This window comes from Kitasatospora sp. NPDC048715, from assembly GCF_043198905.1.
In the GTDB taxonomy this organism is placed as follows: Bacteria; Actinomycetota; Actinomycetes; order Streptomycetales; family Streptomycetaceae; genus Kitasatospora; species Kitasatospora lactacystinica.
In genome coordinates, this window is the sequence record NZ_JBICVH010000016.1 from 225,959 (window position 1) to 246,572 (window position 20,614).

Sequence of the window (20,614 nt, forward strand, 5' to 3'; positions counted from 1 at the left end):
ATGAGCACCACCGAACTGGTCCCCACCGAGGCCGGGGAGGCCCGGATCACCTACCACCGCGCCGAGCGGCCCGTGGCCGTGCTGGCGCTCGGCCACGGCGCGGGCGGCGGGATCGAGGCCCGGGACCTGGTGGCGCTGGCCGGGAAGCTGCCGGCCCGGGGGATCACCGTGGCGCTGGTCGAGCAGCCCTGGCGGGTGGCGGGCCGCAGGCTCGGCCCGGCGCCGAGGACGCTGGACCTCGGCTGGCGGCCGGTGGCGGAGCGGCTGGCCGGGCAGGGCCTGCCGCTGGTGGTGGGCGGTCGCAGCGCCGGGGCGCGGGTGGCCTGCCGCACGGGCGCGGCGACCGGGGCGGTCGGGGTGGTGGCCCTGGCGTTCCCGCTGCACCCTCCGGGCAAGCCGGAGAAGAGCCGGGCCGGGGAGCTGCTGGAGTCCGCTCTGCCGACGCTGGTGGTGCAGAGCGCGGCGGACCCGTTCGGCGGGCCGGCGGAGTTCCCGGAGCTCCCGGAGGGGCACGAACTGGTGGCGGTGCCGTACGGCAGCCACGGGTTCGAGGTGCCCAAGCGGGCGCCGGTGGGGCAGGACGAGGTGCTGGACCTGATCTGTTCGTCGGTGGGGGACTGGGTGCTGCGGCTGCTGTGAGGCCGTGAGCGGGGAGTTTCTGCTCGATCACTCGTGCGAGCGAATGGTGCCCGGGGGCGGGAATGCGGCCGGGGCCGGTGTGGTTGTCGTGTCCGTCAGCACGAGTCACCGGTGTGAGAGGCAGGGCAGATGGGTTCGATCGCGTGCCCCGAGCGGCCTGAGGAGCGCGAGGCCACCACGGCGTTCGCCCCCTCGTGGTCGGAGTGGCTCGACGCGGGCGAGAAGCCCGTCAGCCCGATATCCTCCATTTCTGGGCGGCCCGCCGTGGGCCGTGCCCGTCATGCCGAGGAGGTGGGTCCGGTCGTCGGGACCGAGCACGAGGCCGATCCGGGCCGTGGCCCGGGCGACGCCCTGCCCGCGGGCGAGGCGCTCACCGGTGAGGAGCTGGCCGAGGCGATCGGTGAGGACACCTACCGGGTGTCGGCGGAGGAGAGCGAGGAGGCCCGGCGGGAGCGCTTCGAGCGCGACGCCCTGGGCTACCTGGATCCGATGTACTCGGCGGCGCTGCGCATGACGCGCAACCCGGCCGACGCGGAGGACCTGCTCCAGGAGGCGTTCGCGAAGGCGTACGCGTCCTTCCACCAGTTCCGCGAGGGCACGAACCTCAAGGCCTGGCTGTACCGCATCCTCACCAACACGTTCATCAACTCGTACCGCAAGAAGCAGCGGGAGCCCCAGCGCACCGCGGCGGAGGAGATCGAGGACTGGCAGCTGGCCCGGGCCGAGTCGCACATGTCGACCGGTCTGCGCTCGGCCGAGACCCAGGCGCTCGACCACCTTCCCGACAGTGATGTGAAGGACGCGCTCCAGGCCATCCCGGAGGAATTCCGGATCGCCGTCTATCTCGCGGACGTAGAAGGCTTTGCGTACAAGGAGATCGCGGACATCATGGGTACTCCCATCGGTACGGTGATGTCCCGGCTGCACCGCGGCCGTCGTCAGCTGCGCGGCATGCTGGAGGACTACGCCCGTGAGCGCGGGCTGGTCCCGGCCGGCAGCGGGGCAGGGCAGGAAGCGAAGGGCTCGGGCTCATGAGCTGCGGCGATCCGCACGAAACCGAGTGTGGCGAGGTCCTCGACCACCTCTATGAATTCCTCGACAACGAGATGCCCGAGGGCGACTGCGCAAAGTTGCGCGTCCACTTCGAGGAGTGCTCGCCCTGCCTGAAGCAGTACGGGCTGGAGCAGGCGATCAAGGCATTGATCAAGCGTTCCTGCGGGTGCGACGACACCCCGACCGACCTGCGCAGCAAGGTGCTGGCCAGGATCGACTCGATCCGGGCCGGGCAGCGCTCGGGCGAGCAGGTGGTGGTCGCGGTGGAGACCACCGTCGAGGTGCACGCCGAGTCGGCCCGTCCGGCGCCCGGGCTGGGCGGGGCGGCCGAACAGGAGTCCACGGAGCGCCCCGGCGCGCCGGTCGAGGCCGGCGCCCAGGCGGAGTGACGGCCCCTCGGCGAACGCCCGCGCGGCGAACGTCCGTGCGACGGGCGGCCGGGTGGCCGACCACCGGGAACGGTGGTCCGCCGGCCCGCCGGTGAGGGTGGGGCGGACGGTTCGCGCAGGTCGGGCAAGGAGTGACAGCGGCCCCGGGAGTGTGTGCTCCCGGGGTCGTTCCCGTTCCGCTCGCATGCGCCCTCACTCGTTCGAGTGAGTTGGCGGTGCGCCAACTGCGCCGTTGCGCCATCATGCGTCCCCATGTCCGGACGGCGGCCTATTCTCCTGACGGACACTCACCGTCGGTCCGCCCGACGCGTTGAGGCAAGACGGGGTCCGTACGGCGGGGAGGTCGAGATCGCTACCGACTGTGGAGGATCGACCCTGCCGCGAGGAGCGGCGCGCTACCTGGTGGCCGTCCCGGTGGCGGCGCTGTGCTGCCTGGTGCCGCTGCTGCCCGCCGCGGCCGCCCCCGGGGTGCCGCACTGGCTGGGCGCTCCGGTGGACTGGCCCAAGGTCGGGCTGCTGGCCTTCCTGCACGGCTGCTGGGAGTCCCTGGCCCAGGGCCTGCCCACGCCCTGCCTGGTGCTGGTGCGCCGGCTGCTGCACCGGCCCGCGCTGCCCGAGCGGACGCCGGCCCGGCCCGGGGTGAACGCCTTCTTCCCGGTGCTGTTCGCCGGGGTGCTGATGCTCCCGCCGTCCGCCGCCGCCCTGGTCGCCGCCCCGGCCGCGCTGCTCGGCGGCCCGAACGGGCGCGGCTGCCGCCCGCGCCAGCTGTTCAACGGCTCCCAGCTCGCGCTGTGCGCCTTCGCCTCCTCGGCCGCCTTCCACCTGCTGCGCGGCCCGCAGCTGCTGCTCGGCTCCCGCTTCCCGGCCGCGCTGCTGCCGGGATTCGCCGCCGTCGCGGTGTTCTGCCTGGTCAACGGGGTGGTGGTGGGCGTCATGCTGATGCTCGGCGAGGGACGCCGCCCCGGGGTGCTGCTGCGCGGGGCGCACGCGGTGTGCGGGCTGCCGGTGCTGGTGCACGCGGCCGGCGGGCTGATGGTCGCGGTGCTCTGGCAGGGCCCGTACGGCGCGTTCGCGGCGCTGCTCGCCCTGCTGCCGCTGTCCATCTCGGCCTGGGTGTTCGCCCAGGGCCAGCGCGAGCGCGACGCCCACCAGGCCACCGTGCAGTCGCTGGTGCAGGCCGTGGAGATCAAGGACTCCTACACCCGGGGCCACAGCGAACGGGTCGGCCGGGCCTCGGTGCTGATCGCCACTCAGCTCGGCATGGAGGCCGAGCGGCTGCGCACCCTGCGCTTCGCCGGCATCCTGCACGACGTCGGCAAGCTCGGGGTGGCCACCGAACTGCTGCGCAGAAACGGTCCCCTCACCGAGGCGGAGCGCCGGGCGGTGGAGATCCACCCGGTGTACGGGTACGAGCTGGTGCGCGGGATCGACTTCCTCGGCGAGGCGCACGCCGGAATCCTGCACCACCACGAGCGGATGGACGGCCGGGGCTACCCGAGCGGGCTGGCCGGCGAGCGGATCCCCGAGTTCGCCCGGATCATCTCGGTCGCCGACGCCTTCGACTCGATGACCTCCACCCGCTCCTACCGGCGCGGCCGCCCGGTCGGCGAGGCGGTCACGGAGCTGGAGCGCTGCTCGGGCAGCCAGTTCGACCCGGTGATGGTGCGGGCGCTGATCGACGCGCTGGCCGGGCACGACTGGCAGCCGGTGGTGCACTCCGAGGACGGCATCGAGGCGGTGCCGGACATCCCGCTCGGGGTGCCCGAGCCGGTCCGGGCGGCGCCGGGCCGGGTGCCGCCCCAGGGCGGGAGCGTCCCCGCGGCCGGGCAGCCGTGAGGGCCCCCGGGCGCGCGGCTTCCGGGCGTGCGGTGCTCGGAGCGGGGGTGTTCGGGCGTGCGGTGTGCGGAGCGGGGGCGTTCGGGCCCCGGGCGCTGCGGCGGGTGCTCCTCGGCCGCACGCCCTGCGGGCGCACCGCGCGCGCGGTGCACGCGGTGGCCGCCGCGCTGCTGGTGCTCGCGCTGGGCGCCGTCGCGGTGCGCGGGGTCGCGGAGCCCGGGGTCGTGCTGGCGTTCACCGCGCTGATCGCGCTCGGCGAGTGCGTCCGGATCACCCTTCCGGGGGATCGGGAGCAGGCGCCCATCGGGGCGGCCGGCGCGCTGGCGTACGCGCTGCTCGGGCCGCTGCGCGGAGTGCCGACCGCGCACGGGACGCTCCAGGTGGTCGCGGTGACCGGGGCCGGTCTGCTGCTGGGCTGGCTGGCCTGCCTCGTCCTGCCGCGCCGCGTCCTGCCGGGCGGCCCCGGCCGTCCGCCCGGCCGTCCGCCCTGGGCCGACCCGGCCCGCCGCGACGGCGCCGCCCGCCGGCTGCTCGCCGTCGGCTTCGCGGCCGCCGTCTTCCAGCCGCTCTACAACGGCGGCGCGGTCGACCGCTTCTCGCCCGAGGGCCCGGCGTACGGGGCGTTCCTGACCGCCGTCGCCGCGCTGGCCGCGCTCTGCGACGCGACCCTGGCGGCGCTGCTGCGCCGCTCCGGCGGCGGGCTGCGGTTCCCGGCGGCGCTGGAGGACGAGCTGCGCTCGCTGTTCGGCATCGGCTCGGCGATCGTCGCCACCGGGATGCTGGTCAGCCTCGCGGCGGGCGAGGTCGGGCTGTGGGCGCTGCCGCTGTTCTGCACCCCGCTGCTGCTCGCCCAGGTGTCCTTCCGGCGCGCCGCCGCCGTGCGGGCCACCACCGGGCAGACCATCGCCAGCCTCGCCCGGGCCACCGAGGTGGCCGGCTACACCCCGCACGGGCACGCGCGCCGGGTCGCGGACACGGCGTGCGCGCTGGGCCGCGAGCTGGGTATGGGTACCCGCGAGCTCGCCCTGTTGGAGTACGCCGCGCTGATGCACGACGTCGGCCAGCTCTCCCTGGTCGAACCGGTTCCGGACGGCGCCACCGCCCTGCTGCCGTACGCCGAGCAGCAGCGGATCGCCCGCCTCGGCAGCGAGGTGATCAGCCGCACCGGAGTGCCCCGGCAGGTCGCCGAGCAGGTCGCCCGGCTGGCCGACCCGTACACCGGACCCGCCCCCGGCGAGGGGCCGGTGCCGCTCGCGTCCCGGATCATCCGGGTCGCCAACGCCCACGACGACCTGCTCACGTCGGCCCGCGGCCGGGGCGTCGGCGAGGCCGTCGGGCGGCTGGAGGCCCTGGAGGTGCTGCGGCTGGGCCGCGGCCGGGTCTACGACCCCCGCGTGGTGGACGCCCTCGCCAGGGTGGGCGGCCAGGCCCGTCGCTGAGGGCGGGCCCGGGCGCGCGGGGCTCGCACGGTACGGGCCGTGCGCCGCCGTCGCGGGACCGGGAAAACCGGGTTCCGGCCGTCAGGGGTTGAGCGGGTGGGATCGGACGGGCAGGCTGGGGAGGGGCGGACCCCAACCTCGGCGGTGGGGAGCGCGGGCGGGGGCGGGCGTGGTTGGATGCGGTCGTAGCGTGGAACACCGACCCGGGGCACCGGGCCCCGAACACCGTCCGAGGCGGTACGGGCACGGTGGCACGGGACTTGAGCGGACGACGACGGCAGGGACGAACGTGAGGATCTTCCACCGGGCACGGCACCGGCCGTCCGCCACCTGGCGGCAGACGACCGACCGGGCCTTCACGCTGATCGGCGACGGCCGCTACGAGGACGCCGGCGCGCTGCTGGTGATGGCCGCCGACCTGGAGCCGTGGCTCTCCGACTCCTGGTTCAACCTCGCCCTGCTGCACAAGTTCCGCCGGGACTGGGAGCAGGCCCGCTCGGCCGGGCTGCGCGCCGTCGCCCTGCTGGACCGCGAGCACGGCGCCCCGGACTGGTGGAACCTCGGCATCACCGCCACCGCCCTCCAGGACTGGCCGCTGGCCCGCCGCGCCTGGCAGGCGTACGGGCTGAAGCTGCCCGGCGGCCCCGGCGGGCAGCAGGACGGCCCGGTCAGCCTGGACCTCGGCACCACCCCGGTACGGCTCTCCCCGGACGGCGAGTCCGAGGTGGTCTGGGGCCGCCGGCTGGACCCGGCCCGGATCGAGGTGCTGTCCATCCCGCTGCCCTCCTCCGGCCGCCGCTGGGGCGAGGTGGTGCTGCACGACGGCGCCCCGCACGGCGAGCGGGTCACCGACGGCGTCGCCTACCCGGTGTTCGACGAGATCGAGCTGTGGGCGCCCTCCCCGGTGCCGACCTACGTGGTGCTGCTCCAGGCCGCCACCGCCGGGGACCGGGACGCGCTGGAGCGGCTGGTCGCCGACGCCGGCTACGCGGCCGAGGACTGGACCTCCTCGGTGCGACTGCTGTGCCGCGCCTGCTCGGAGAGCCGGATGGCCTCCGACGACGGCGTCGCCGCCCACCACGACCCGCACGACGACGGCGACGCCGCCCACCCCGGCCACCTCAGCCACCTCAGCCAGGGCGGCGCGGCCGGGATGTCCTGGCTGGTCGAGCGCGAGTGCGGGATCGCCGCACCGGCCCACCTGGTGCGCACCCTGCTGGACCGCTGGGTCGCGGCCGCCCCGGGAAGCCGGGCTTACCGGGATCTCGAAGAAGTGTGCTGAGTACCCTGGTGAGGTAACGCGTACACCGACGGAAGCGGAAGACATGGCGGAGCAGGCCGAGCAGCACGAGCACGAGCACGACGTGGAGGGGACGGCGCCCGAGACGCCCGTGAAGGTGATCGGTGAGGAGCCCGACCTCAGCAAGGGCACCGCGCGCCCGATCACCGTCGTCGGCAACCCGGTGCTGCACCGCGAGGTCAAGGACGTCACCGTCTTCGACGGCGAGCTGTCCGCACTGATCGACGACATGTTCCAGTCGATGTACGCCGCCGAGGGCGTCGGCCTCGCCGCCAACCAGATCGGCGTCGACCTCAAGGTCTTCGTCTACGACTGCCCGGACGACGACGGCGTGCGCCACATCGGCCACGTGATCAACCCGGTGCTGGAGGAGTACCCGGCCGACCGCCGCCGCGTCCTGGACGACGGCAACGAGGGCTGCCTCTCCGTCCCCACCGCCTACGCGGAGCTGGCCCGCCCGGACTTCGCCGCGGTCACCGGCGTCGACAAGGACGGCAAGCCGATCCGCGTCGAGGGCACCGGCTTCTTCTCCCGCTGCCTCCAGCACGAGACCGACCACCTGTACGGCACCCTCTACATCGACAAGCTGTCGAAGCGGGACCGCAAGGACGCCCTGCAGCAGATGGCCGAGGGCACCCCGAAGTACGCGACGGTGTCGAACGCCTGACGGTGCGGTACGTGCGAGGGCCGGGACACCGCTGGTGTCCCGGCCCTCGGCGTGGGGTCAGCCGTGCCGCAGCCGGCCGGTGGACTCGCGGGCGACCAGCTCCGGGCTGAACAGGTAGTCCCTGACCTGGCCGCCGTGCCCCTCCAGCTGGCGCCACAGGGCCTCGGCGACGGCCGCGGCCATATCCTGGATCGGCTGGCGCACGGTGGTCAGCGGCGGGTTGCTGTGGGCGGCCAGGTAGCAGTCGTCGTAGCCGACCACGGAGAGGTCGCCCGGCACCGAGCGGCCGGCCTCGCGGGCGGCCTGGGCGACGCCGAGGGCCATCAGGTCGCTGCCGGCGACGATCGCGGTGACGCCCGCGTCGAACAGCTGGCGGGCGGCCGCGGCGCCGCCGGCGATCGAGTAGGAGGACTCGGCGTACCAGTCGGCGGGGGCCTCCTCGCCGAGCAGTTCGCGCATCGCGCGCCGGTAGCCGTCCAGGCGGTTGATCGAGGGCCGCAGGTAGCCCTGGCCGCCGGCCAGTCCGATCCGCCGGTGGCCGAGTTCGCGCAGGTGCGCGACGGCGATCCGGGCGCCGAGCGCCTCGTCGGTGGCGACGGTGGGTACGGCCAGGCCCTCGACCCGGCCGCTGACCAGCACCATCGGGATGCCGCGTTCGTGCAGCAGCCGGTAGAAGCCGTGGTCGGCGTGCGGGTTGGCGTGCCGGCCGGAGACCAGGACCAGCCCGGAGACGCCCTTGCGCAGCAGGACGTCGATGTAGCCCAGCTCGGCGGTGCCCTGGCGGGTGGAGGTGCCGACCACGGCGGTCAGGCCGTGCTTGGCGAGCTGCACCTCGATCGCGGAGGCGAGCAGGGGGAAGACCGGGTTGTCGAGTTCGGGGACGACGATGCCGATGAGCGCGCCCTGGTGCGGGTCGTAGCCCTGGTCGGGCTGCCAGCCGAGCTCCCGCATGGCCTCGGCGACCTTGAGCCTGGTGTCGTCGGAGACACCCGGTCGGTCGTTGATCACCCTGCTCACCGAGGCGGCGCTGACGCCTGCCCGGGCGGCGATGTCCCGTAGTGACGGGCCGCTCAATGTGGTCCTCCCGACTGGTCGAGCCTGCATCTTACAAATCCCGGGCCGCGGGTCGGCGAGGCTGTTGAAACAATCTTAGCAACATATTGCGCAACAGTTTCATCGCCGTTACGGTTCCCTCGTCGGCCCCGGTAAGCGGAACGCCGCCCTCCAGTACCCTGTTCGCCCGACCGAGGAGCTCCATGGACACGGCCCGCAGCCCCCGCCTCGCCGCCCGCCACCAGCCGCACCACGACGGCTCCGCGCGCTACGTCGGCGACCTCGCGCCCCGGCTCGGGCAGAAGGTCGACCTGCTGGTCCGGGTCCCGGCCGACCAGCCGGTGGAGCGGGTCTTCCTGCGCTCCGTCCCCGACGGCGAACCGCACTTCGAGGCCGCCGTGCCCGACCGCACCGACGCCGACGCGAACTGGTGGCGGGTCGGCCTGACGATGGTCAACCCGGAGATGAACTACCGGTTCTGGCTGCACACCCCGGACGGCGGACGCTGGCTCACCGCGGCGGGCCTGCACGACCACGACCTGCCGGACGCCACCGACTTCCGCCTCACCGCCCACCCGGCCCCGCCGGCCTGGGCCGCCGACGCGGTGGTCTACCAGATCTTCCCCGACCGCTACGCCCGGGGCGGCGACGCCCCGCTCGCCGAGTGGGCCCGCCCGGCCGACTGGGACACCCCGCTGCACACCGGCGACGCCGCCGCCCTCCAGCAGATGTACGGCGGCGACCTCTGGGGCGTGGCCCGCAGGATCGACCACATCCAGCGCCTCGGCGCCACCGTCATCTACCTCACCCCCTTCTTCGAGGGCCGCTCCAACCACCGCTACGACGCCGTCTCCTTCGACCGGGTCGACCCGGCGCTCGGCGGCGACGAGGCGCTGATCGCACTGATCGCCGAGGCGCACCGGCGCGGCATCAAGGTGATCGGCGACATCACCCTCAACCACTCCGGCAGCGACCACGAGTGGTTCCGCACCGCCCAGCGGGACCCCGGCAGCCCCGAGGCCGGCTACTACTTCTTCGGCGAGGGCGGCCCCGAGGACTACGCCACCTTCCTGGGCGTGCGCACCCTGCCGACCTTCGACCACCGCTCGGCCGAACTGCGCCGCCGCCTCTACGAGGGCCCCGACTCGGTGGTCGCCAAGTACCTCAAGGCGCCGTTCCACCTGGACGGCTGGCGGGTCGACGTGGCCCAGATGGCCGGCCGGCGCGGCGAGGTCGAACTCAACCGCCTGGTCGCCACCACCACCGCCGCCACCGTACGGGCCGCCAACCCCGACGCCGTGCTGCTCGCCGAGCACCAGCACGACGCCTCGCTCGCCCTGGGCGGCGACGGCTGGCAGGGCACCATGAGCTACGCGGGCTTCACCCGCCCGGTCTGGGCCTGGCTCGCCGAACGGCACGACCAGAAGGACTTCTGGGCGGTGCCCGGGCCGATCCCCGACTACAGCGGCGCCCAACTGCGGGCCACCATGACGGCGTTCGGCGCCGCCCTGCCCTGGCGCAGCCGGGTGCACAACCTCACCCTGCTGGACTCGCACGACACCGCCCGGTTCCGCAGCTTCGCCGGCCCCGAGCGCCAACTGCTGGGCGCGGCCCTGCTGTTCACCCTGCCCGGCACCCCGATGGTGTTCTCCGGCGACGAGGTCGGCGTGGTGGGCGAGGGCCTGGAGGAGGGCCGCAAGCCCTTCCCCTGGGACGAGTCCGCCTGGGACCAGCACACCTACCGCACCTACCGCGAGCTGATCCGGCTGCGCCGCGGCCACAGCGCGCTCGGCGGCGGCGGGCTGCGCTGGCTGCTCGCCGAGCGCGACGTCCTGCTGTTCGAGCGCGAGGACGACCAGGAGCGGATCCTGGTGCAGATCAGCCGGGCCGACCACCCGCCGGTGGCGGGGGAGTGGCACGCCACCCACCTGCTCGGCGGGCCGCAGCTCGTCCCCGGCCGCGACCTGCCCGCCGAGGGCCCGGCCGTGCACGTCTGGTCGGTGGCCCGATGAGCACCTCCACCGCGGGGACCGCCGCCGCCGTGCGCCGCGGCCGGACCGAACGCGTCCCGGGCTTCCGCTCCGAACAGCTCGGCAACGAACGGGACCTCCTGGTCCACCTGCCGCCCGGCTACGACGAGAGCCCGGACGCCGACTACCCGGTGCTCTACCTCCAGGACGGCCAGCAGGTCTTCGACCAGGGACAGCGGCCCACCTGGGCGCTGGACCGGACGCTGGAGCAGCTCTACGCCGAGGGCCTGATACCCGAGCTGATCGCGGTCGGCGTGCCCAACGCCGGCGCCGAGCGCGGCACCGAGTACTCGCACGTCGCCGAGTACTGGCGCACCCCCGGCACCCCGCTCAAGGGCCACCGCTACGAGGCGTTCCTGGTCGACGAGGTCAAGCCGTTCGTCGACGCCCGCTACCGGACCAGGACCGGGCCGGAGCACACCGCGGTGATGGGCTCCTCGATGGGCGGCCTGGTCGCCTACCACATGGCCTTCCGCCGCCCCGAGGTGTTCGGCCTGGCCGCCGTCCTCTCCCCGTTTCTCACCCACGTCGACCCGGCCGGCCTCGGCGAGAAGTCGGTGTACGAGCGCTACCGCCGCCGCGGGCCCAGCCGGCTCTGGCTGGACATCGGCGGCCGGGAGGGCCTGATCCTGGCCCGGCCGGCCAGGGAACTGGCCGTCCAGCTCCTCGACGAGGCCGGCTACACCAGCGGCGCCGACCTCCTCTACTACGAGGACCCGCAGGCACCCCACCACGAGGACGCCTGGCGTCCCCGCGCCCGGCACGCGCTGCTGCACCTGTTCGGTGCCGCCTCGCCGGTCGTCTCGCTCACCGCCGCCGCGCACCTGCGGCTCGCCCCCGGCGAGACCTGGAGCGCCGTCAACCCGGTCGCCGTCCGGGCCGACGGCGTGCGGTACACCGCACTGGAGGCCGACTACCGGGTGGAGCGGCCCGAGGTCGCCGCCGTCCTGCCGCACGGGCTGCTGCGCCCGCTGGCCGCCGGCCGCACCGCGGTGACCGTCCGGGCGCACGGGCTGGACGCGCCCACCGAGGTCGAGGTGGCGCCGGAGCTGCCGGCCCGGCCCGTCCTGGAGGTGGTCGTCACCGTGCCGGACGGCACCCCGGACGACGCGCCGGTGATGTTCGGCCCGCTGCCCTGCCGGCCCGACGGCCCCGGGCGCTTCCGCGGCCGGATCTCCGTCCCGCGCGGCACCGGCTTCGACGGCGGCGTCTCCCGCGGCTGGGGCCTGGACGCCGTCGACGAGGACGGCCTGCGGGTCGTGCACCCGCTCACCGTCGACCGGGACACCCGCCTCGACCTCACCGTCGACCGCTGGCACCGCCCGGCGGACGGCATCTGACCCGCCCTCCCGGGCCCGGCCCCACCCCGGGGTCCGGGCCCCACCCGCCCCGGGGCCCGGCCCCACCCCCTCCCAGACGAAGGAGTCTCGGACGATGCGCTACCGCAGACACGCCGCTCTCGGCGTCCTCGCCCTGCTGGTCACGGCCTGCGGCGGCACCTCGCCCGCCGGCACGCCGTCCCCCGTCACCCCGGCCGCCGGCTCATCCGCCGCGGGCGGCGCCCCGGGGGGACCGATGACCGACCCGCCGATCCCGGCCGCGGAGGGCGATCTGGTGATCTGGGCGCAGACCCAGCAGGCCGCCGCCCTCCAGCCGGTCGCCGACCGGTTCGGCAAGGAGCACGGGGTCAAGGTCACCGTCGTCCCGCAGTCCGTCAACACCCAGCAGGCCTACGTCTCGGCCACCAACGCGGGCAAGGGCCCCGACCTGGTGGTGGGCGCCTCCGACTGGCTGGGCAACCTGGTGCAGAACGGCGTCGTCGCGCCCGTTCCGCTCACCGGGGCGCAGAAGGCGTCGTTCGAGCCCGCCGCGCTGGAGGCCGTGCAGCACGACGGCCGGCCGTACGGGCTGCCCTACGCGACCGAGAGCCTGGTGCTGTTCCGCAACACCGAACTCGCCCCGGACGCCCCCGCCACCTTCGAGGACCTCGCCGCCGCCGGGCAGGGCGCCGTCAAGGCCGGCCGCAGCGACGTCCCGCTCGCCCTGCCGATCGGCCAGCAGGGCAACGCGTACGCGCTGCAGCCGCTGTTCACCTCGGCCGGCGGCTACCTGTTCGGCACCAAGGCGGACGGCGGCTACGACACCGCCGACCTCGGGGTCGGCGGGCCGGGCTCGATCGCGGCCGGCGAGCTGTTCAAGCAGTACGGGGAGAAGGGCAGCGCGCTGTTCAACCGCTCGGTGGACACCAACGCCATCGCGCTGTTCACCGAGCGCAAGACGCCGTTCCTGGTGGCAGGCCCCTGGGCGTTGGGCCAGCTCAAGCAGTCCGGGCTGCCCTACGCGATCTCGCCGGTGCCCGGCTGGGCGGGCAAGGGCCAGGCCCGGCCGTTCATCGGGGTGCAGAGCTTCTACCTGTCCGCCAAGGCCAGGAACGTGCCGCTGGCCCAGGAGTTCCTGCTGCGCGAGATCGGCTCCGAGTCGGGCCAGCTGGCGCTCTACCAGGCCTCGCCGGAGCCGCCGGCGCTGACCTCCGCGCTCGCCCGGGCGTCCGCGACCGACCCCGACATCGGCGCCCTCGCCGCCGCCGGGGCGGGCGGGCAGCCGCTGCCGACGATCCCCGCGATGAACGCGATCTGGGGGCCGCTCGGCCAGGCCGAGGCGAACATCGTGGCCGGTGCCGACCCGGCCACGACCATGAAGCAGGCCGGCGAGGCCATCCGGGCCGCCCTGGGCTCCGCCCGCTGAGGCCCCGGCCCTTCCGAACCCCCGTACACCCCGTACACCGAACTCCCGTACACCGAACTCCCGTACCGAGCCCCCGTGTGCCGGGCCTCCGTGCACCCAGCCCCCGTGTGCCGAGCCCTCCGCACGCGTGCCGCCACCCGGACGGCCACCACCTCCGGGCGCCCTCCGGACCAGGGACCACCCATGACCTCCCCCACCCTTCAGGACAGCAGGCGCCCGGACGACGACTCCGCCGCCGCCCCGGACCGCCCGCCCCGCCGGGCCCCCCGCCGCTCGGGCGCCGTCACCGCGCTCGTGGCGAGGACCTCCCTGCTGGCCGCCGTCGCCGCCCTCGCCCTCTACGCGGCGCCCCGGCTGTACGACGGCGGGCACTGGGCCGCGCTCGGCGTGCTGGCCGCGGCCGTCGGCGCGACGTTCTGGACCTACCTCTCGCCGCGCCGGCTGCCCGCCAAGTACCTGCTGCCCGCCACCGGGCTCTTCCTCGCGTTCGTGGCCTACCCCGTGCTGTACATCGTCGCCATCTCCTTCACCGACTACGGCGACGGCCACCTCCTCACCAAGGACCAGGCGGTCCGCAGCCTCGTCGAGCACTCCGTCGAGCCCGTTCCCGGCAGCCCCTCGTACGCGCTCACCGTCGCCACCGGACCGGACGGCGGCCCGCTGGTGCTGCTGCTCACCGATCCCGACACCGGGCAGGTGTCGGCCGGCACCGCGAGCGGCCTCGCCCCCGCCCCCGCCGGGACGGTCGCCGGACCGGACGGCCGGGTCACCTCCGCCCCCGGACTGAAGCTGCTCACCTTCGGCCAGGTCAACGCCCGCTCCGCCGAGCTGACCGGCCTGCGGGTGCCGGTGGACGGTGCCTTCCTGGTGAGCCAGGGGCTGTCGATGGCCACCACCGCCCGGCCCACCCTCGTCCACGACCGGGCGGCCGACACCCTCACCGACACCCGCGACGGCACCGTCTACCACCCGGAGGACGGCCGGTACACCGCCGCCGACGGCTCCGGGCGGACCCTGCCCACCGGCTGGCACCGCACCGTCGGCTTCGCCAACTTCACCGCCGTGCTCACCAGCCCCGCCATCCGCGGCCCCTTCCTCGGCGTGCTCGCCTGGACCTTCGGCTTCGCCCTGCTCTCCACCGGCGCGTCCTTCGCCCTCGGCCTCGGCCTCGCGCTCACCCTGCACCACCCGCGGCTGCGCGGGCAGCGGGTCTACCGCTCGCTGATGCTGCTGCCGTACGCGATGCCCGCGTTCATCGGCATCCTGATCTGGCAGAGCATGTACAACCGGGACTTCGGGCTGCTCAACCAACTGCTGCACACCCGGATCGACTGGCTGGGCGAGGCCTGGAGCGCCCGGTTCGCGGTGGTGCTCACCAGCCTCTGGCTCGGCTTCCCCAACATGCTGCTGATCTGCACCGGCGTGCTGCAGGCGATGCCCGCCGAGCTCAACGAGGCCGCCCGGATCGACGGCGCCGGGCCGTGGCGGGCGTTCCGGGCGGTCACCTTCCCGCTGCTGCTGGTCGCCGCCGCACCGGTGCTGATCTCGTCCTTCGCCTTCAACTTCAACAACTTCAACGCCATCCAACTGCTCACCGGCGGCGGGCCGTTCGACGGCGCGGGCGGCACGGCCGGCTCCACCGACATCCTGATCAGCTACACCTACCGGCTGGCCTTCGGCGGGCAGGGCGCCCAGTACGGCTTCGCCGCCGCGCTGTCCATCGTCATCTTCCTGCTGGTCGGGCTGATCACGCTGGTGGGCTTCCGCCGCACCCGCGCCCTTGAGGAGCTGAACGCATGACCGCCACGTCCGGTACCACCGGCACCACCGGCACCGCTGCCGCGCGCTGGCTGCGCCGCTTCGGCTGGCGGCACCTGATCGCCGTACTCGCCGTCTGCTTCGCGCTGTTCCCGCTGCTGTTCGTGCTCTCCGCCGCGCTCAACCCGCTCGGCACGCTCCAGTCGTCCACCCTGCTGCCCCGGCACGCCTCGCTCGCCAACTTCACCGCGCTCTTCACCGACGGGCAGTACCCGTTCGCCCGGTGGCTGGGGAACACCGCGCTGGTCTGCGGCACCTTCGCGGTGCTCAACGTGCTGCTCGGGGTGCTGGCCGCGTACGCCTTCTCGCGGTTCCGCTTCCGGGGGCGGCGGTTCGGGCTGATGGCGGTCTTCCTGGTGCAGATGTTCCCGCAGTTCCTCGCGGTGATCTCGCTCTACCTGATGTTCGCGAAGATCGGCGACGTGCTGCCGGCGATCGGCCTGGACACCCCGTGGGGCCTGGTGCTGGTCTACCTCGGCGGCGCGATGGGGGTGAACACCTGGCTGATGAAGGGCTACCTGGACACCATCCCGCGCGAGATCGACGAGGCCGCCAAGGTGGACGGCGCCGGGCACGCCCAGATCTTCTTCCGGCTGATCCTGCCGCTCGCCGCGCCGATGCTGGTGGTGATCTCCATCCTGTCGCTGACCGCCGCGCTCAACGACGTGATCCTCGCGAACATCTTCCTGACCTCGAACGACTCCAAGACGGTCGCGGTCGGCCTCTACGGGATCATCTCCGGCCAACAGGACCAGAACTACGGCCTGTTCGCCGCCGGTGCGCTGGTGACCTCGCTGCCGGTGATCGTGGTCTACCAGTTCCTCCAGCGCTACCTGGCCCAGGGGCTGACCGCGGGATCGGTCAAGGGCTGAGCGCGGGTGGCCGGCCCGCCGCCCCGGACGCCGACGACGTCCGGGGCGGGGTGGTGGGTCCCGCACAGGGGGTCCCGTGCGGGCGGCGGATCAGGATTCGCCGTGCTGGCCGCGGGAGAAGATGGTCGGGCTGCCGGGGAGTTCCGGATTCGCGCCGAGGTGGTCGGCCAGGTCGCGCACCCCCTCGACCAGCGAGACCGACGGCCGGTATCCCAGGCCCTGGAGCTTGGAGATGTCGCCGACCAGCCGGTAGGTGTCGTCCTCGATCTCCGGGATCACGCTGACCTCGGGCGACTTGCCGGTGGCCTCCCCGATCGTGTCGACGAGCTCGCGCATCGACACCTCCGTGCCGGAGCCGATGTTGAACACCTCGCCCAGGTCGGCCCGGTCGGCGATCGTCAGCAACCCCTGGACCAGGTCGGTGACATGGACGAAGTCGCGGGTCTTCCGGTCGATGTCGCCCACGATCTGGATGGGTCGGTGGTTGAGGTGCCAGCGCAGGAAGCGGCCGACCTCGACCATCGCCTCGTGCGGGTTCTCCCCCGGTCCGTAGACGCAGAAGGGGCGGCCGACCACCACCGGGAGGCCGCAGGCGCGGTGGAGTGCCAGGCAGGTGATCTCGCCGCTGAGTTTGGACGCGCCGTACGGCACGAAGGGGCGGGTCGGGTGGTCCTCGTCCATGGGGAATTTCCGGGGCGTTCCGTAGACGGACGCGGACGAGACGTAGACGACCCGACGGACGGGCGCCTTGAGGAGGGCCTCGGCGAAGATCAGCGTGCCGAGTGCGTTGATCTCGAAGTCGAGGCGCGGCTGCGTCACCGACAACGTGCCGTTCGCGTTCGCGGCGACGTGGAAGACCAGGTCCGCGTCGTCCACGGCCGCGGCGACGGCGTCGACCTCGCGGATGTCCAGCAGGTGCAGGGTGGTCCCGGACGGCGCCGAGATGCTCGTGGCCGTCCGGGCGTTGTCGATGATCGACACCTCTTTCCCCAGGAAGAGAAGAGCGCTGGTCAGGTGCCTTCCGACGAAACCCAATCCGCCCGACACCAATACCTTGTCGTATTCTTCGAGCATGTAATCGATATATCAGGCCTAGAACATATGGGCGATCCGGGAATTCGAATTCGCGTCCGTCCGGGTGAATATCGGGCGAGCGGGGTTTGTCCCGGGGTGGAGTTCAGGCACGCTGGGCGGCCGTCGGCCCGGTGTCGAAGGCACGGAAGAGCGAGAGGTCGGGGGTACGGCCGCGGATCGTGGTCCAGGCCTCGTGGAAGTCGCGCCGGATCCGGGACGGGAGCCAGGGGGCGGGCCGCAGCTCCGGAGGGAGGAGCGGGTCGCGCTCCAGGGCGTGGGTGAAGGCCTCGGCCAGCCGCAGCGCGACGGCGACGAGTTCGACGGAGCCGAGGTCGGGGCCGAGGGGATCCGCGGCGAGCACGTCGGCGAGGGGCCGGTAGGCCTCGACCGTCTCGGCCGAGGGCCACAGGTGCTCCGCGGTGGAGGCGGGGTCGGTGAAGCCCGGACCGGTCAGGCGGGTGGCCTCCGCCGTGATCAGGTAGGCGCCGACCGTCGCCGCCGAGGCCTCGGCGGTGAGTTCGTCGAGGAGGTCGTGCGGGCTCACGTAGGCGCCGGGCGCGAGCGGCACGGCACCGAGCCGGGTCAGCGCGGCCCGCAGGGCGTCGCGCTCCGACCGGTGCCGCTCGGGGACGGAGAAGGTGTAGAGGCGCCAGAGCCCGTCCCAGGGGGCGAGGCCGGCGTCCTGCGCGTAGGCGAGCGCGACGAACCGGACGTCCATGTCCGAGCGGAGCCTGCCCGCGTCGGTCAGCACGAGCCGGCCCTTGCGGCCCCGCCCCTCCTGCCGCAGGACGCCCGCCGCCTCCAGCCGGCGGACGGCCAGCCGCACCGGCTGGTCCGACAGGCCGACCGCCGCGGCGACGTCGTAGACGTAGTCGAGCGAGGCCGTGCCCTGCGGATCGAAGCAGGCCTCGACGACCGTTCGCGGCGCGGCTTTGTCTGCGGACACGGAAGACCTCGGTTCTCGATCACGAGCCCCGGGGCGGGGCCGTCCGGTCAATCTGCCACACCGGCCGCCGGCGTCGGCTCAGGACCCCTGCTGGACGAAGAGCCACTCCGGGCCGTAGGTGAGGTGGGGATCGGCGGGGAGCTTGATGGCGTCGATCACCCGTGCGGCGTCGCCCAGATCGCTCATGTGCCCGATCGCGTCGAAGAGCTCGTTCCCGTTGCCGCCCCAGGCGTGTTCGAGGGACGTCAGCATGGCGCTGTAGGACGTGTTGAAGTCGTGCAGTGCGGAGGCGGTGGGCTGGTCGGGCGCGTTGGCGGGGTCGTTGGCCCAGCCGCCGGCGGGAACACGGGCGACCGGCGAGGTGTCCGGGAGCGGTACGTCGGGGCCGGTGAACTCGAACCTCCCCGTCGCGGGGTTCTCGACCAGCTTCCTGCCGACGGCGATCTCCTTGAACGCGTAGTAGTGGGCGAGTTCGCCAGGAGGGCCGGGGAAGGGGTTGTCGGGCGAGACATCGGTGCCCTCGCCCTGGGTCCGGATGACGTCGATCGCCTTCAGCACGTCGTCCAGGGTGTTCATCGCGACGATGTTGTTGCCGGCGCCGTGCTGCGACCCCAGCGGGAACGTCACCTGGTTCCGGCCGGTGAGCAGGTGCGCGAACCTCGGGAAGACATCGGCGATGCGCTGGTAGAAGGCGCCGATCGTGTTGCCGTCGGCGGCGAACGCGAGCGGGTTCTCGGGCTTCTCGATGTCGGCGAAGAGGCCCGCCGACTCCCTGGTCAGCCCGCCGAGGGAGACGATCAGCCCCGGGTTGACCCCGCCGGGCAGCTCGCCCGGGTACTTCGGGACGGTGGCGGGGTCGGTCAGGACGACGGTGCCGCCGATGCTGGTGAGCATGTTGCAGACCAGGCCGAAGTGCGACATCTCGTCGAAGACGATCTCCCGGATCGTGTGGCGGACGGGCTGGGTGTTGTCCTGGCTCGTGATCGACCAGAGCGCGGTGGCGTAGGGCGGGATGGTGGAGAGCTCCAGCATGATCGCCCGCTGGAGCGCGTCCTTGAGCTCCTGTTCGGTCCAGTCCTCCTCGGCGATGTTCATGAGCTGGACGATCGCGTCGCTCTCGTAGTCCAGGATTCCGGTCGTCACGCTGGTCACCTTTCGTTCGGCTGTGCGCCGGACCGTAGCCGGAGGCGGATCGCGCGCGGACGCATGCCGTCGGTGCGGCCGAGGAGTTCATCCGGACGGATGTCGCGTCTCGCCCGAGGTGCTCCTGCCCGGCGCCGACCGGGCAGGAGCGCCTCGGTGCTCGATCACGCGCCTTCCCAGGGATAGCCGTGGCGGCGGAAGGCCGAGGCGATGGCCGCCTTCCCGCCCTCGACGTCGTCGTCGAAGAGGACGCGCCCGACCGGTGACTCGATCCGCACCTTGCCGCCGTGACGGAAGACGCCGCCGACCTGGTCGCGGGTGATCACCCGGCTGTCGTCGCCCTCGACGATGGTGATGCTCTCGTCCGAGATCCGCAGCGCGGCGGCGTGGTAGGTGACGAAGAGCCCGATCACGAGGCCGACGGCGGCGAGCGCCACCGGGCGGCCGATCACCATGGCCGGGGAGGAGAACGAGCCCAGGAACCGCACGGTGTCCGCGTAGGGGATCGGGTGCCGGGCGGCGAACTGGAGCAGCCACGGGACGGCGAAGCCGAGGCCGGCGCCGACCGCGCCGCAGAAGGCCCAGACGACCACCTTGGTGTCGAGGGGCATCCGGAGCTCGGTCGCGGCGGACTGGGCGCCAGTTTCTTTCGTCATGAGTACGACCGTAGCAGATTCGATAGATCATGGCCGGGGCGAGGGGGGCGAGCGTGGCGGCACGCACCCGGGCAATCGCCGCCGCCCGGCGTGAACGCCGGGCGGCGGCGGGGGAGTTCAGGGCTGCGGGGTGGTGGTGACGGTGATCAGGTGGGAGGTCCAGTCGGTCATCTCGCCGACGTAGAGGGTGACGCTCCAGGAGTCGTTGCGGGAGAGGCGGTTGGCGATGCCCTGGCCGCCGCCCGGCCCGATGCAGATCCGGATGAAGTCCCGGTGGGCCTCCCGGATGGGGAGCTCGCGGACGCGCTCCCAGAGGACGGGGAGGGCGTGGTCGAGGCTGGGGAAGTCGGCGGGGAGCATGATGCCGGCGATCCCGGCCCGGACGGCGCTCACGCGGCGTCCGCCTCGGGGGAGATGTGACACCAGACGAACTTCCCGATGCCGCCCTCGCGCGGGCAGCAGCCCCACTCGGTGGCCAGCTGCTGGACGAGTCGCAGGCCCCGGCCGGTTTCGGCGGAGGTGGAGGCGGGCCGGAGGGAGGGCTTCTCGCTGTTGGCGTCGTGCACCTCGATGCGGAGGGTGTCGTCCGGGGAGAGCTGGAAGCGGATGAAGATCAGCCGGTCACGCGGGGCGCGGGCGTGCCGGACGGCGTTGGTGACCAGCTCGCTGACCAGCAATTCACCGGTGAAGACGAGGAGTTCGCCGGAGGGGTGGGGGAGGAGGAAGTCGTGGAGCTCCCAGCGGGCGGCACGGGGGGCCTTGCGATGCCGGGGCAACCAGCAGGTCCGCTCGGCGGGGACGGGGGAGGGGGAGAGGTCTTCAGGCATGGCGGGGCCACCTATGGAGTGTGCAGGTGAGAGTGGCTGAAGAGGGCATGGGGATGCCCGGTGATGAGCCCGCCTTGATTACGTTTCGTGGCGGTACTCGCACTCCAGGTAGCATGCACCCGTGTCG

Annotated in this window: 19 protein-coding genes; 12 read left to right on the forward strand and 7 right to left on the reverse strand. The window is 73.5% G+C overall.

Translation table 11 applies throughout. From position 1 onward, the window contains the following. The 7 genes from ACGFSC_RS28575 to def all read left to right on the forward strand — a co-directional run bounded on the left by ACGFSC_RS28575 (position 1) and on the right by def (position 7,323). Complete coding sequence (locus ACGFSC_RS28575; protein ID WP_359908439.1) at positions 1-639, forward strand: alpha/beta family hydrolase; 639 nt, start codon at positions 1-3, stop codon at positions 637-639. A gap of 129 nt (positions 640-768) precedes the next feature. Further along, positions 769-1,674 (forward strand): sigma-70 family RNA polymerase sigma factor, encoded by a 906-nt coding sequence (locus ACGFSC_RS28580; RefSeq protein ID WP_380354936.1) that lies wholly within the window; start codon positions 769-771, stop codon positions 1,672-1,674. Next, the gene (gene rsrA / locus ACGFSC_RS28585; RefSeq protein ID WP_359908442.1) at positions 1,671-2,081 is read left to right on the forward strand and encodes a mycothiol system anti-sigma-R factor; all 411 of its coding nucleotides are present in this window, start codon (positions 1,671-1,673) and stop codon (positions 2,079-2,081) included. The genes ACGFSC_RS28580 and rsrA overlap by 4 nt, the downstream gene beginning before the upstream one ends. A gap of 402 nt (positions 2,082-2,483) precedes the next feature. Next, the gene (locus ACGFSC_RS28590; RefSeq protein WP_359908445.1) at positions 2,484-3,917 is read left to right on the forward strand and encodes an HD-GYP domain-containing protein; all 1,434 of its coding nucleotides are present in this window, start codon (positions 2,484-2,486) and stop codon (positions 3,915-3,917) included. A gap of 104 nt (positions 3,918-4,021) precedes the next feature. Then, complete coding sequence (locus tag ACGFSC_RS28595) at positions 4,022-5,356, forward strand: HD-GYP domain-containing protein (protein ID WP_380354963.1); 1,335 nt, start codon at positions 4,022-4,024, stop codon at positions 5,354-5,356. Positions 5,357-5,645: 289 nt separating this feature from the next. Beyond that, positions 5,646-6,638 carry a hypothetical protein gene (locus ACGFSC_RS28600; protein WP_359908447.1) on the forward strand — a complete coding sequence of 331 codons (993 nt, stop codon included), beginning with the start codon at positions 5,646-5,648 and terminating at the stop codon, positions 6,636-6,638. A gap of 43 nt (positions 6,639-6,681) precedes the next feature. After that, positions 6,682-7,323: a peptide deformylase gene (gene def / locus ACGFSC_RS28605; RefSeq protein ID WP_359908449.1), complete on the forward strand. Its 642-nt coding sequence runs from the start codon at positions 6,682-6,684 to the stop codon at positions 7,321-7,323. A gap of 57 nt (positions 7,324-7,380) precedes the next feature. Here the strand turns inward: def and ACGFSC_RS28610 are convergent, their stop codons facing one another. Further along, positions 7,381-8,427, reverse strand: a complete 1,047-nt coding sequence (locus ACGFSC_RS28610) for a LacI family DNA-binding transcriptional regulator (protein WP_359908452.1) — start codon at positions 8,425-8,427, stop codon at positions 7,381-7,383. A 152-nt stretch (positions 8,428-8,579) separates the two neighbouring features. Between ACGFSC_RS28610 and ACGFSC_RS28615 the strand changes: the two genes are divergently transcribed. From ACGFSC_RS28615 to ACGFSC_RS28635, 5 genes are all read left to right on the forward strand, one after another. Next, a complete protein-coding gene (locus tag ACGFSC_RS28615; protein ID WP_359908454.1) occupies positions 8,580-10,388 on the forward strand; it encodes a glycoside hydrolase family 13 protein in 1,809 nt (602 codons plus the stop codon). Next, positions 10,385-11,746 carry an alpha/beta hydrolase-fold protein gene (locus tag ACGFSC_RS28620; RefSeq protein ID WP_359908457.1) on the forward strand — a complete coding sequence of 454 codons (1,362 nt, stop codon included), beginning with the start codon at positions 10,385-10,387 and terminating at the stop codon, positions 11,744-11,746. The genes ACGFSC_RS28615 and ACGFSC_RS28620 overlap by 4 nt, the downstream gene beginning before the upstream one ends. Before the next feature lie 94 nt (positions 11,747-11,840). After that, positions 11,841-13,151, forward strand: coding sequence for an extracellular solute-binding protein (locus ACGFSC_RS28625; protein WP_359908460.1), 1,311 nt, complete (start codon positions 11,841-11,843; stop codon positions 13,149-13,151). A gap of 183 nt (positions 13,152-13,334) precedes the next feature. Beyond that, positions 13,335-14,951, forward strand: coding sequence for an ABC transporter permease subunit (locus tag ACGFSC_RS28630; protein WP_359908463.1), 1,617 nt, complete (start codon positions 13,335-13,337; stop codon positions 14,949-14,951). Next, positions 14,948-15,841, forward strand: coding sequence for a sugar ABC transporter permease (locus ACGFSC_RS28635; protein WP_359908466.1), 894 nt, complete (start codon positions 14,948-14,950; stop codon positions 15,839-15,841). Before ACGFSC_RS28630 ends, ACGFSC_RS28635 begins: the two co-directional genes overlap by 4 nt. A 90-nt stretch (positions 15,842-15,931) precedes the next feature. Here the strand turns inward: ACGFSC_RS28635 and ACGFSC_RS28640 are convergent, their stop codons facing one another. The 6 genes from ACGFSC_RS28640 to ACGFSC_RS28665 form a co-directional block, all read right to left on the reverse strand. Beyond that, a complete protein-coding gene (locus ACGFSC_RS28640; RefSeq protein WP_359908468.1) occupies positions 15,932-16,915 on the reverse strand; it encodes an NAD-dependent epimerase/dehydratase family protein in 984 nt (327 codons plus the stop codon). Positions 16,916-17,018: 103 nt separating this feature from the next. Beyond that, a complete protein-coding gene (locus ACGFSC_RS28645; RefSeq protein ID WP_359908471.1) occupies positions 17,019-17,861 on the reverse strand; it encodes a transcriptional regulator in 843 nt (280 codons plus the stop codon). A gap of 78 nt (positions 17,862-17,939) precedes the next feature. Next, the gene (locus tag ACGFSC_RS28650; protein WP_359908474.1) at positions 17,940-19,004 is read right to left on the reverse strand and encodes a ferritin-like protein; all 1,065 of its coding nucleotides are present in this window, start codon (positions 19,002-19,004) and stop codon (positions 17,940-17,942) included. A gap of 164 nt (positions 19,005-19,168) precedes the next feature. Beyond that, complete coding sequence (locus ACGFSC_RS28655; protein WP_359908477.1) at positions 19,169-19,660, reverse strand: hypothetical protein; 492 nt, start codon at positions 19,658-19,660, stop codon at positions 19,169-19,171. A 117-nt stretch (positions 19,661-19,777) separates the two neighbouring features. After that, entirely contained in the window at positions 19,778-20,053 is a 276-nt protein-coding gene (locus ACGFSC_RS28660) for a hypothetical protein (protein WP_359908480.1), read from the reverse strand. Further along, positions 20,050-20,487 carry an ATP-binding protein gene (locus ACGFSC_RS28665; RefSeq protein ID WP_359908483.1) on the reverse strand — a complete coding sequence of 146 codons (438 nt, stop codon included), beginning with the start codon at positions 20,485-20,487 and terminating at the stop codon, positions 20,050-20,052. The genes ACGFSC_RS28660 and ACGFSC_RS28665 overlap by 4 nt, the downstream gene beginning before the upstream one ends. Between the last annotated feature and the right edge of the window lie 127 nt (positions 20,488-20,614).